We start from the raw sequence: 12054 nt of genomic DNA, 5'->3' as shown, positions 1-12054 counted from the left end.
CTGGATAGGCTTCGATGCCGATCTCGGAGAGATCCAGACCCGCATCTTCATCTTTTGTACTTAAGAAGAGAATGGCCAACATTTTATCTTTGTGATAAACGGGCACATAAATATTTACTTCAGCAAATGAATACTCCCCGGAAAGAGAAAGGCTCAATTTTCCTAATTCCTTGTTTTCCTGAACATCGCCCTTCTGAATTTCCTCAGGAAGCTTTTCTTTCACCTGGTGAGAAATTCTTCGAAGGAAAAATTGTTCCTGTTGGTTGTATACATACAGCACCATGGATTTAATATTCAAATGAACCAGACAGGTGAATTTGAATATATTTAAAAGAACACGCTCATTTTTGTTTTCATTGATGGCTTGGGTGATCTCCAGCAATGCTTTTAATTCCAGTTCTTTCCTTTGGTATTTGATGGTCTCCCCAGTCATAATTATAAGGTATTGTGTTTGAGTAGATCTTCCTTGGTGGCAAGGAAATAATAATTCTTGGCTTTTTCCGTTAGAGGCAGTGCTTCAAAAATCTCATTTTCAGGAGATTCATAACACCTTACCCAGGCCTTTTTCAGCAAAACCTCCAAATTCTTTAACAGTCTTTCATCCTCCCAGCCTAAACTAGATTTCAAGTATTGAAAAGACTGAAGAAAATACAATTCGTCTAAAAGGTCAAATTCATCATTAGTCATTGTCGTGTGGCCATTAAGTCCAATGACAAAAATAAGGGATTCATTAGTTTTTCCTTCCTTTCCAGATATATTTTCCTAAAATAGCATAAGGCAAAGTCGCCAATACCATCAAAGGGTAAATCCAACCTGCCAAGAACCAATTTTTATTTGAAAATTTAAGACCGTAAAGTTTCAAAACTTTTCCCAAAACCGCCTTTTCCGCTATAAATTTCAAGCTCCATACAAAAATTAATGTACAGGTAAGTTTCCATGAAAAAAAAACCAAAGGAATACTTGACAACACAATCAAACAAAAAATAGCCAATAAGACAGCTGTAAACGGATGGCCCTTTTCTCCATGTGCATTCCACTTGCTTGCCCACCTGCTTCGTTGCCGAATCCAATCTCCCGGAGTTGTCATAGGTTGCGTTTGGACTAGGACTGAAGGACCATTCAGGTAAACCAAGGTATCAGCCCCATACTTTTTATTCATCTTTTTTAATAAAAATTCATCGTCACCTGAATGAATATGAAAATTGCCTGTATAACCGGCCACTTCTTCAAATGCACTTGTTCGAAAAGCCAAATTAGCCCCGCTACACATAAGCGGATGTCCTTTTTTAAAAAAATAATTACTTATCAATAACAGGCTTGCCCACTCTATTTGCTGGAATTTATAGAAAATACCGTTTGCCGAATGCGTCATAACAGGACCGGCCACCAATTGAATATTCGCTTTGTTAAAAGGGGCCAACATGCTTTTTAACCAGCCTTTTGACAAGCTTATATCTGCATCTATTGTAAGAATAATTTCTGAATGGCTTGCCTCAACCCCCGTATTGAGGGCTGCTTTTTTCCCCAGCCCTATACTTGGTACTACAAACCAATTTTGAATGTCATAAGCTTGGATAAAGTTCCGGATTAATGCCTCTCCCCCGTCTTCACTATGATCATCTATAAAAACAACCTTAGTGGCAAAAGGTAAGGAATCCATTAAATTTGGAAGTAGTGCTGCAAGGTTTCGTTCCTCATTTCTGAAAGGCACCAAAATGCAACAGTCAGCAGAACTTGGCAAGCTTTGGGTCAAGTCGCTTGTCTCCGGCTCCCATGTTTTGCCTAAATGGTATAATCCCCAAGTATAGCCAACAGCAAATAAAAAATAGCAGATTCCTAAGGCAAGCATTTCATGGAGCATTTGAGGATTTGTGGTAAATTGCACCGATGATTAAAATTGTAAAAAATCCTATAAAGGAAAAAATCATTTTAGGAATAGACCCCGGCACCTCTGTAATGGGATACGGCCTAATATTGGTTAAAGGAAATACATACACTGTCATGGAGTTTGGAGTAATTCACTTGAAAAAGTACAGTGACCATGCCTTAAAACTCAAAAAAATATTTGATAAAATCAGTTATATTATCGATACCCACGGACCTGATTCTATGGCATTGGAAGCACCCTTTTATGGCCAAAATGTGCAGTCCATGCTTAAACTAGGCAGGGCGCAAGGGGTAGCCATGGCAGCAGCCCTTGCCAAGGAAGTCTCTATCACAGAATACTCTCCCAAAAAAGTAAAACAGTCGGTCACCGGTAATGGAAATGCTTCCAAAGAACAGGTGGCTGAAATGCTTAAATCCTTATTGAACTTTGACGAGATACCCAAATTACTGGATGCAACCGATGCCCTGGCAGTGGCTTTGTGTCATCATTTTCATGATGGAAGGATTCAAACTAAAGGAAGGAGTGGTGGATGGAAGTCATTCATCAATGAAAATCCGGACCGAATTAAAAAATAAAGATTTGTTAAAAATTTTTAGAATTGTAGCTCATATTTGATAAATTGGTAAAGAACTAATTCAATACACCCATGAGAAAACCAGTGCTGGACTGCGAAAACTGTTTTGCTGAATTTACCAATCAGCTCAATGAACTACAAGATTTGATTCTTGAGGGAAAAAGTCACGGAATGAATGATGAGGTCCGGTCAAAATTGATTGTAAGTTTTGAAAAGACCCATGATGCGGCTCTTGAAACCATCGCTGCCTATTTTAGAAACCAAGGCAAAGCCCCTTTCTCAGGATCAAGGGACATTACTGTGGAAGCTTTTCATGCAGACCTGATTGATGACGGGCAAGGCTGGTTGGACATGATTATCCATAGAATTAAATACAATCCGCTCTATCCGGGAGATTATCTGGGCTCACTCTCCGAAAACATTGTCGAAAATTACCTGGGTTTTCTTGAATCCTTTGAAAGGAATATGAGTAAAAAGCTAGATACTTGAGGAATTTAAAGCATCCTCAGGCTTTTTTTATTTTATTTTTCAAATGGTGTAGCATTCTAACAATTTATTCCGTCTTGACAGGGAAAATTAGCACAAACAATGCTAATGCTATTCTTTGACCTTATTCCTGACATGCCATGAAAACAAATTTACACCCTCGATTTATTCTCGGAGCGCAGCTTATGCTCTCCTTTATGCTTGTAATGGTACTTCCCTCCTGTGAAGACCAAATAGAAACGACCTATACCTATCAAACTCAGGTGCCGGTATTTATTGAAGTAAATTCTTTTAGAGAAGCTGACATTATCATTGAACCGGGAATTCCTCTCGATCAGCCTGGGAAAATTTATATTTATGGAGATTATCTTTTTATTTCAGAACCCGGTAAAGGCATACACCTATTGGATAATACTGACCCCGGAAATCCTCAAAATCTAAATTTCATCAATATTCCTGGAACAGGTGACATGGCCATCAATGAAAGCATTTTATATGCCGACAATTACGTAGATTTATTGGCCTTTGATATCTCCAACCCTGAAAATATTCAATTAGTAAAAAGAGAAAAAGACGTATTCCCCAATCTCTATTCTAATGAAGAAACAGGAACGATCGTCACCTACAAAGATACGCTGATTACCTCCACTGAATCCAATATGCGATGGAACAGCTGGGGAAGACCTACCTTTAGAACCGATATGGTGATGCTTGAAACCGCAGCTTATGCCAAATCCGATGGAGGTCAAAGCTATGGACAAGGAGGCTCCATGGCAAGGTTTACCTTATTGGGAGGCCACCTTTATACGGTAGACGAATACAGCATGCGGGTATTTAATGTAGAATCTCCCATGGATCCCAAATACCTAAGTGACATTGATTTAGGCTGGGGTATAGAAACAATTTTTCCTTTCAAAGGCAACCTCTTTATCGGATCTATGACCGGTATGCACATCTATGATGCAAGCAACCCTGCTGAACCAAAGGAAATGGCTGTATATTCACACATCACTTCCTGCGACCCGGTGGTGGTAAACGATGATTATGCCTTTGTTACCTTAAGAAGTGCTGCCATCTGCAGAAATGGCGCCAATGAACTCCATGTGCTGGATATCAAAGACCTGAATGCCCCCACTCTTATTCAATCTTACCCCATGGACAACCCCCATGGACTTGGACTTTCCGGGGACTACCTCTACCTTGCTGAGGGAGACCAAGGCTTAAAAAGTTTTAATGTGGCAGATGTAAAAGAGATTGGCAACAACCTGATTGAACACCTGAAAAACTATGTTTTTACAGACATCATCCCAGGCCCCAAATCCCTGATTGTAATTGGCCCGGATGGCGTTTGTCAATTTGATTACACCAATCCGGAGCAACTGAAAGAACTTAGCTGTATCAATGTGGCCAACTGATCAATGAAAAACCTGTATGTACTTTTCTTTATAGCATTCATTTGGTCTTGCCCTTTGATCAGCAAAGGGCAAGACTTATCTTTTGTTAACCATACGGAAATAGGTCTGCTTACCGGTACTGACAACTTTGGCCCACGCACCAATTTCACCTTTCAGACTTTCAATGGACTGCAAATTCATCGGAAACATCATCTAGGTTTTGTGACGGGTTTAGACCAATACGGTAACTATTCCGTCCTTCCTTTGGCATTAGGCTGGAGAGGAGTGTTAAACCCACAAAACAGATGGCAGGTATATGGAGGTGTAGATCTAGGTTATGGTTCTGCCCTTTTAGAGAAAGTGGAAATTAACGAATGGGATCAGCACCATTGGCGAAAAGGAGGCAGAATAGCTCAAGGATCTTTAGGCTTTAGGTACAAAACCAAAAAAGCCAATTTCTGGACAGTAAGCGTCTCCTTGAAGCAACAAATCAGTTACTTTTATATCGGTAATCCTGCAAGGTTATCTCCTGACAGAAAACGAATGGAAGATTGGAGTTATTATGAGGAAGATAAGGTGACCTTCAATAATCTCGTCTATAGGATTGGGTATTGGTTTTAATAGGTTATTTTTTTACTATTAAAATCAGTTGGAAGTTTAGTATTTGATCTACTAATAATTCTTAATGACAGCACCTTAACCGGTTCCCGAGTGGAGTCGAAGGAGTAGGTATACCTGTGCGTTATCCTTTGGCTTCGGCTCCGCTCAGCCGCCGGCATTTGATCCCGATCAGCCGTCAGTATTTAATCTCGCTCAGCCGCCGGAAATTGACTCTAACCTGCCGCCGAAATTTGGTTACCCTCAGCTGCGGCTAAAAAAAGCGAAACCACTATACAATCTGATGATAAGTGGTTTCGTTATTCATTGTATCTGGTAGCTAACCCTAGCTTTCAGAAATCAATATGGTAATTGAATCAATCAAGGGAAATAAAATCCACTTGGTCCTCTTCCTACACTTACCTCATCAATAAGTTCTCCCTGAGCATTTACACGCATCACAGAGCCATTGCCCTGCCATCCATTGTGTTCACCTATATACAAAGTTTGCGTGTTGTCATCATAGCCCAAGCCATAGAAGTTGCTGCCTGAATAAAAATTCTCATTTTCAACTGATCCTGTGGTGAGGGAAAGTTTTACCACCACATCTTCTGTAGCTTGGTTGCTAATTACAAATAATTCACCACTGTTACTCACAGAAAAGTTGCCATTGTAGATGCTGTTGTCCACAGAAAACTCAAGGCTTTCCTCCACTTCAAAAGTGGCTACATTTAACTTGTGCAGGTAGATTTTCTCACTATCCTTGGCATAGAGATAGTTGCTGCCTTGATATTCAAAAAAGAAAAACGGGGTTCCTGTTACAGCTATCGTTTTCTCCACTTCATCATCTCCAACTTCAATCACAGCAATAGCTCCCATTTGGCAGGCCACCAATATTCTGTCCCCTATAAAAGTAATGCCCTCAGGCCTTGATGGTGTGGGTATTTTATAAGCGATATTTCCTCCTGTGATATCTTCCACCACTGCCACAAATGATTCGGTATTGTTCCAGCTTGCGTCATAGGGTCCCCAATCACTAATGTACAATTTACCATCAGCTTTGACCATGCTTCGGCTATTTACCAAGTCATTATTAACCGCTCCTATTGAAATAAAATCTGCAGATTGCACGACCTCCACTTTACCCGTATTGGCCACTAGGTAGGTAAAGTCCTCATAGCTAATCATATCCTGCAGCAATCCTGCAAAAGGTCTTCCGTTTACATTTTCAAAAACATTGGCTTCAAGCTCGGCAGTATTTTTATCAAAATGGAAAACTTCACCATCATTGGCACCAAAAGCACCTTCATTAATGATTAGCACACCATTTTCATAGGCCCCTTGAGGTATTTCAACCGGATCAGTTCCACATGATACCAACAGGGCAAATAAAAACAACTTACAGACTAACTGCATTTTTCTCATAATACTATATTTAAATTAAATTGAATATTTCTTCCAGGCATGGACCGGAGGCGAAGTACCTGATAATCCACATTGAAAATATTATTGGTATGGAATCCGAGATTCCCTTTAAGTTTGCTTTTCCAGTCAAAAGCATAAGTGATTCCGGTATCCCACAAGCTGTAGGCGGCTAACTGCGTTTGATTGTCGGTGGTCACATAGCGCTCACCGGTCCATTGGTTTTGAATGTAAAATTTGTAAGGACCACTTTGAAGGTTGCCTTGCGTACGTATTTTATGCTTGGGCACATATGGAAGCTGCTTACCTTGACTAAGCGCATTCCCTACATCGCCAGACTGATTGACTGCACTATTTAAGCCATAGTCCACATGTATGGTCCAAAGATTTTCCCCTTGCAAAAACCCTCCTTTGAAGAAATACTCCAAGCCTTGGTTGACTACATTACGCACATTTTCGGCTTGCCAATAAGTACTGTGTGGCAGCCAAAGAATCCAGTCATCTACATTCATATGAAAATAGGTAAGCCTATTTTCAATACTAAAGGCCGATAAATTGGCCTTAGCTGTTAGCCCTATCTCTTTGCTGAGGCTTTTCTCGGGTTTTAAATTGGGATTTCCACCGGGTACCCAGAACCTATCGTTCAATGTGGGTATTTTAAAACTTCTCGACAGGTTGCTTATTAGTTGCCAATTCCATTCAGTTGATTCAAAGAAAGTCCATTCCACGCCTAGTGAAGGAGTAAAAGGAACAGCTTCACTATCATGAATAAGTTGCCTGAGCTGCATCGAAATCCCAAGATTTTGACTTGGTCTGAAATTGGTAGCTTGGTATAATTCTATTCGCTGTTCCTGTCGATTATAGGTGGCTAATTGCCCTTTAATATGTGAAAAACGAATACCTGCAAGGGACTGCCATTTCTGAGAGAAAGCGTAATCCAAGGAGGTACCTAGTAAAAATAAACGGGTTTCATTCCTATCGGAATTGAATACCATCACATCATTGGAAATCCCGGTGCTGGCAGTCCAGGTAAGATTTTCACCGGAATGGGTATAATCTATTATGGCCCTAATACTTCGATCCTCCTGTACATCATTGGTTGATGAACCAAGCAGGGGCTGGATTTGTCGGTTATTGGAGTTGACCCATAGGTTGGCTTTCAGTGTTTGTGCGGTGTTAATTCTATAAGCAAAATTCTGTACCAAACCAATTTGAGAAACCCTGGCATGATCTTGACGTTTTTCCGGTGTACCGGGACTCGCATAATCTTTATAGGTGAAATTGTTAGCAGTGTAAATTCGGTAAAGGTTGGTTTTGAAAGCCAATTTCTCATTCCCTTGCCGATAACTTACCTGCTGATGCCATCGGCCAAAACTCCCTAATAGTGTGCCGATCTTTAGTTCATTTCCGGTATTGAATTTTAGATCTGAGGACAAATGAACGGATCCCCCGATGGCGTCTGTACCATATAAAGCCCCGGAACTCCCGTAATGTATATTCACCGCGTCAAATCCTCCCACCGGAAATATTGAATAATCTGCTTGTCCAAGGGAAGGGCTGTTTACCGGCAATCCATTCCAAAACAAAGCGTTGTGTCCCGCTGAGGTACCTCGCATGCTTAGAGAAGCGATCATTCCCGGTCCGTATTGTCTTAAAAACAAGCCTGTTTCCTGCTGTAAAACCTCCCCCAATGAATATCCCGACAAATGCGCTAACTTGCCTTTATCGAGTGTCCTAACATACTGGCCAAAAGCATACTTCCTCAAGGCAGCAGCATGGACTTCCACCTGAGAAAGTACCAGCGTATCTTGAGGAGACACAATTGAGGAATCCGGTTCGCTCTGCCAACCTGCAAAAATAAAAACCAAACAAGCAATTAATGACATCCTCTTTCTTATAATTAATGATCCATGTTTTCATACATTCCGGAAAAAGAGGAGAATAGAGAATATTAACAGGTAAGCAAGCCTGGACCTTCACCAAAAAGCATCTGACCTGGTTACCAATGTTCAATCAATTAAAATATTGAAAGCAGCTAAAATTTTCTTCTCAGCCTTTCTCCCGAAAGCTACGAATGACAAGATTTTAATGGCAGGTCTCCTGACTTCCCAAGGTAAATCCGCCTTCTCATCCCAAATAGGACAATGGCAAAGGATGGATTTCCATTTTCTTTATTGTAGTAAAGACTGGGTTACAGTTGCGGGGACAGTTTCGGACTTTCACCGAATTCCCTATTAATCCCGAGCGCCTGGTTGAGGATCGGGAACCATAAATCGGCACAAACATACGTTAAAAACTCTATTTGAAAAAATTAAGTTATTGGAAATGGTCTTAGCAATGATTTACTTTGACCTGAAAATTAAATCTTATTTATCCTTTTTTACGAAAAAATGGCTGCTATCCGTTTATTAATTTTTGTCCTACTAATCATTTCATCATGCAGGCAATCCGATCAAAGAGGTAGTTTGGATGCATTGAAAGAAGTTCCTTTACACTATGCCGAAGGTTTTTCGCTTTTTCGTGGAGAAAATTATTATATCATTGAAATTATTCAACAGGATAATGAAAACCAACGTTTTTTGGTGCAGGATAAGCAAGAAAGCATCGAACTTTCTGAACTCTCTATCGATGGAAAAATTGTAGCTGGAAGCCATAAAATCATATTATCGGCCACTCCGCAGGTTGCTCATTTGGATTACCTGGATGCTGCAGAAAACCTTATGGCTTTCCCTGACCTCGATCTGATCACTTCAGAGAAAGTCAGAAAAAGCATCAATGATAACAAAATAATTGATCTGGGTAAAGGACCGGCTTGGGATTTAGAAAAGATCATCGACTTACAGCCCGACTGGGTTATGGTATCAGGGTTTGGTGAGACCTCCCAAATGGAAAACCGATTAAAATCCGCCAAAATACCGGTGCTAATAAATAAGGAGTACCAAGAGAAGCATCCATTGGGAAGGGCTGAGTGGATCAAAATTACCGGTGTATTGTTGGGGAAAATGGAGAAAGCGGAGGTAATTTACACTGAAATCGCCGACAATTACCAAAATGCACTAGAACGGGTAAGCCAGATACCTTCACAAGACAAACCTTCCGTACTTTCAGGCTCTATGTACAAAGACATTTGGTATGCACCGGCCAAAGACAGTTGGGCAGCTAAAATCATAGGGGATGCTGCGGGCCAATACCTATTCGACCAAATAGAAGGAAGGGGGAGTTTGACACTAAATTATGAATTTGTCCTAGATCAGGCAGGACAGGCAGCCTATTGGATTGGAGCAGCTGACCATACTTCTTTAGGCAGTATGGTTGATCAAAACCCTAAATACAGTGATTTTGAAGCGTATAAAAAGAAAAAAGTATTCACTTATACTTTGGGAAGAGGAGAAACAGGGGGGTATCGGTATTTTGAAGAAGGTTATTTACGGCCTGATTTGGTACTTTTGGACATGATCAAAATTCTTCATCCTGAAAAGGCAGATGAGCATCAGTTTAGGTATTTCCAAAAATTAGAGGACTAGGCCCATGACCCACCGTGTTAAGTTTATATGCTGTTTGGTTTTAATGGGCTTACTTTGGCTATTAAACCTAAGCCTTGGATCCATTGCGATTCCGCTTGTCTCGCTATTGGAAAGACTAGCCGGGTTCTCTTTTCCCAGAGAAAGTTGGGAAATTATCGTGATAGATTATCGGATTCCAAAATCTTTAACAGCAATTTTAGCAGGAATAGGGCTATCAGTAAGTGGTTTACAAATGCAAACCTTCTTCAGAAATCCACTTGCAGGCCCCTTTGTTTTAGGAATCAGTTCGGGTGCCGGCTTGGGAGTGGCCATCTTGTCAATGGCCGGAACCGCTTTTGGCTGGCAAATATTATCAGGCAGTCCCAACTATTGGGCAGTCATTGTCGCATCAAGTGCAGGGGCCATCGGAGTTTTAGTTTTGATGGGGTTGGCAGCCTGGAAGGTAAAAGACAGCATGACCTTGTTAATTGTCGGCTTGATGTTTGGCAGTGCTGCCTCCTCTGTGGTAACTCTTTTGTCCTATTTCAGCGCCGCTGAAGAACTCAAAATGTTTACACTTTGGTCCATGGGCAATCTGGGGAATACAGGGTGGAATGAATTGGGGATTTTAACCGGAGCCGTAGTCTTTGGTTTATCATTGGTTCTATTTTCCGTAAAGTCATACAATGCCATGCTCTTAGGGGAAGCCTATGCCAAAAGCATGGGAATAAATTTCGAAAAATTACGGTGGATCATGATCGTCAGCACCGGTATACTAACCGGCGGAATAACAGCATTCTGTGGGCCCATTGCCTTTATCGGTATAGCTGTACCACATTTGGCCAGGTTATTATTTAAAACCAACGACCACAGAATATTATTTCCAGCCACCGCCATCTTGGGCATATTGGTTCTGTTGGCTTGTGATACCATTGCCCAGTTGCCGGGATTTGCAACAAGCCTTCCGATCAATGCGGTTACCACGGCTTTCGGGGCCCCTTTAATCATCTGGCTGATCATGAAAAGAAACTTTAGTGAGGCATTTTAATTATTCAAGCAATGGAAACCAACCTAGATAACCATAGACAAGCGAAGCCTTGTATTCAAGCCAGAAATCTGGTGCTTGGTTATGAAAAGGATAGGCAAATCAACACGGTAGCAGCCAATGTTTCTTTTGATCTGTTTGGTGGAGAATTAACCTGTATGATGGGGCCCAATGGAGTTGGAAAATCTACCTTACTGAAAGCAATCCTGAACCAAAATCTCCCATTAAAAGGAACTATACTCATGGGTGAAAAGGAAATTGGACTGCTTGATGATCAGGATCGAGCAAAAACCATTGCAGTGGTTTTAACTGAAAAAATTCGTTCCGGTCTTATGACGGTTCGAGAACTCGTCGCCTTGGGCCGTACGCCGCATACTGGTTGGTTGGGGCATTTGAGCAAAACAGACAATGATATCGTGGACCGAGTACTTAAAATGACTCATCTTGATTTGATTTCAGGTAAGAAATTGGCTGAACTGAGTGATGGACAAAGGCAAACAGCCATGATTGCCAGGGCCTTGGCGCAAGACAGTGGTATTTTAATTCTGGACGAACCTACGGCACATTTGGACCTTACGAATCGATTTGAAATCATGTATTTGCTAAAAAAACTGGCAAAAGAAGCCGATAAAGCTATTCTGGTGGTTACCCATGACCTGGAAGTAGCCATGGAAACAGCTGACCAATTATGGATTATGAGTCATCAGGAACCTTTGGTTTCAGGAAGCCCTGAGGATTTAATGCTAGAAGGTCAGATTCAAAAATTATTGCCCGGAAATAAATGGGAAATTGATGCGAATAATGGTAAAATCAGGTTAAAGAACCCAAGTGTGTTACCGGAAATAACCGGCCCCAAACATGTGCGGCATTGGGTAAGAAATGCACTACGGAAAAATATTGACCTACCAATGCCCGAAAAAATAATTACCACAGACAATCCCTTGGAGATAATAGTCTATAAAGCGCAAAAATCAACCAGTTTTTCGAGTATTTCAGCGATGATTAGATTTTTCAAGAAAGGAACATTATAAAAAATCACAAAATTTTTTATTCATTATTTTGATAAATTATTATATTGATAATCAAACAATTATAAATTAAAATTTTGAATTTACAAAGTAGATCAATCTAACAAACCACAATCT

General features: G+C 40.7%; 11 protein-coding genes, 1 pseudogene and 1 riboswitch. Of the genes and pseudogenes, 7 read left to right on the top strand and 5 right to left on the bottom strand.

Annotation, left to right across the window (positions count from 1 at the left end):
• The 3 genes and pseudogenes from AAC037_RS08790 to AAC037_RS08780 form a co-directional block, all read right to left on the bottom strand.
• Positions 1-433: pseudogene (locus AAC037_RS08790) on the bottom strand (siderophore-interacting protein); the annotation flags it as partial.
• A gap of 2 nt (positions 434-435) precedes the next feature.
• Positions 436-687 (bottom strand): hypothetical protein, encoded by a 252-nt coding sequence (locus tag AAC037_RS08785; protein WP_339902635.1) that lies wholly within the window; start codon positions 685-687, stop codon positions 436-438.
• Between the two features lie 43 nt (positions 688-730).
• Positions 731-1885: a glycosyltransferase gene (locus AAC037_RS08780; protein WP_339902634.1), complete on the bottom strand. Its 1155-nt coding sequence runs from the start codon at positions 1883-1885 to the stop codon at positions 731-733.
• A 2-nt stretch (positions 1886-1887) separates the two neighbouring features.
• On the opposite strand from AAC037_RS08780, the gene ruvC reads away from it, so the two are divergent.
• The 4 genes from ruvC to AAC037_RS08760 all read left to right on the top strand — a co-directional run bounded on the left by ruvC (position 1888) and on the right by AAC037_RS08760 (position 4963).
• The gene (gene ruvC / locus AAC037_RS08775) at positions 1888-2463 is read left to right on the top strand and encodes a crossover junction endodeoxyribonuclease RuvC (RefSeq protein ID WP_339902633.1); all 576 of its coding nucleotides are present in this window, start codon (positions 1888-1890) and stop codon (positions 2461-2463) included.
• Positions 2464-2534: 71 nt separating this feature from the next.
• Positions 2535-2951, top strand: coding sequence for a nucleotidyltransferase substrate binding protein (locus AAC037_RS08770; RefSeq protein WP_339902632.1), 417 nt, complete (start codon positions 2535-2537; stop codon positions 2949-2951).
• A 137-nt stretch (positions 2952-3088) separates the two neighbouring features.
• On the top strand, positions 3089-4363 hold the full coding sequence (locus tag AAC037_RS08765) for a hypothetical protein (RefSeq protein WP_339902631.1): 1275 nt from the start codon (positions 3089-3091) through the stop codon (positions 4361-4363).
• A gap of 3 nt (positions 4364-4366) precedes the next feature.
• Positions 4367-4963: a hypothetical protein gene (locus AAC037_RS08760; RefSeq protein ID WP_339902630.1), complete on the top strand. Its 597-nt coding sequence runs from the start codon at positions 4367-4369 to the stop codon at positions 4961-4963.
• Positions 4964-5320: 357 nt separating this feature from the next.
• On the opposite strand, the gene AAC037_RS08755 is transcribed toward AAC037_RS08760, so the two are convergent.
• Both AAC037_RS08755 and AAC037_RS08750 read right to left on the bottom strand, forming a co-directional pair.
• Entirely contained in the window at positions 5321-6364 is a 1044-nt protein-coding gene (locus AAC037_RS08755; RefSeq protein ID WP_339902629.1) for a DUF5074 domain-containing protein, read from the bottom strand.
• Positions 6361-8247, bottom strand: coding sequence for a TonB-dependent receptor (locus tag AAC037_RS08750; protein ID WP_339902628.1), 1887 nt, complete (start codon positions 8245-8247; stop codon positions 6361-6363). Before AAC037_RS08750 ends, AAC037_RS08755 begins: the two co-directional genes overlap by 4 nt.
• Positions 8248-8433: 186 nt before the next feature.
• Positions 8434-8647, bottom strand: a riboswitch (cobalamin riboswitch).
• A 104-nt stretch (positions 8648-8751) separates the two neighbouring features.
• Here AAC037_RS08750 and AAC037_RS08745 point away from each other — a divergent pair.
• The 3 genes from AAC037_RS08745 to AAC037_RS08735 are packed head-to-tail and all read left to right on the top strand — an operon-like array spanning position 8752 to position 11940.
• On the top strand, positions 8752-9885 hold the full coding sequence (locus AAC037_RS08745; RefSeq protein WP_339902627.1) for an ABC transporter substrate-binding protein: 1134 nt from the start codon (positions 8752-8754) through the stop codon (positions 9883-9885).
• Positions 9886-9928: 43 nt separating this feature from the next.
• Positions 9929-10912 (top strand): iron ABC transporter permease, encoded by a 984-nt coding sequence (locus AAC037_RS08740; RefSeq protein ID WP_339902626.1) that lies wholly within the window; start codon positions 9929-9931, stop codon positions 10910-10912.
• 11 nt (positions 10913-10923) lie between these two features.
• Complete coding sequence (locus AAC037_RS08735) at positions 10924-11940, top strand: ABC transporter ATP-binding protein (protein WP_339902625.1); 1017 nt, start codon at positions 10924-10926, stop codon at positions 11938-11940.
• Positions 11941-12054 lie beyond the last annotated feature (114 nt).

The sequence above is a fragment of the uncultured Cyclobacterium sp. genome, assembly GCF_963976465.1.
GTDB lineage: Bacteria > Bacteroidota > Bacteroidia > Cytophagales > Cyclobacteriaceae > Cyclobacterium.
The sequence above is the reverse complement of the archived record's forward strand: the minus strand, read 5'-3'. Positions and strand labels throughout refer to the sequence as shown.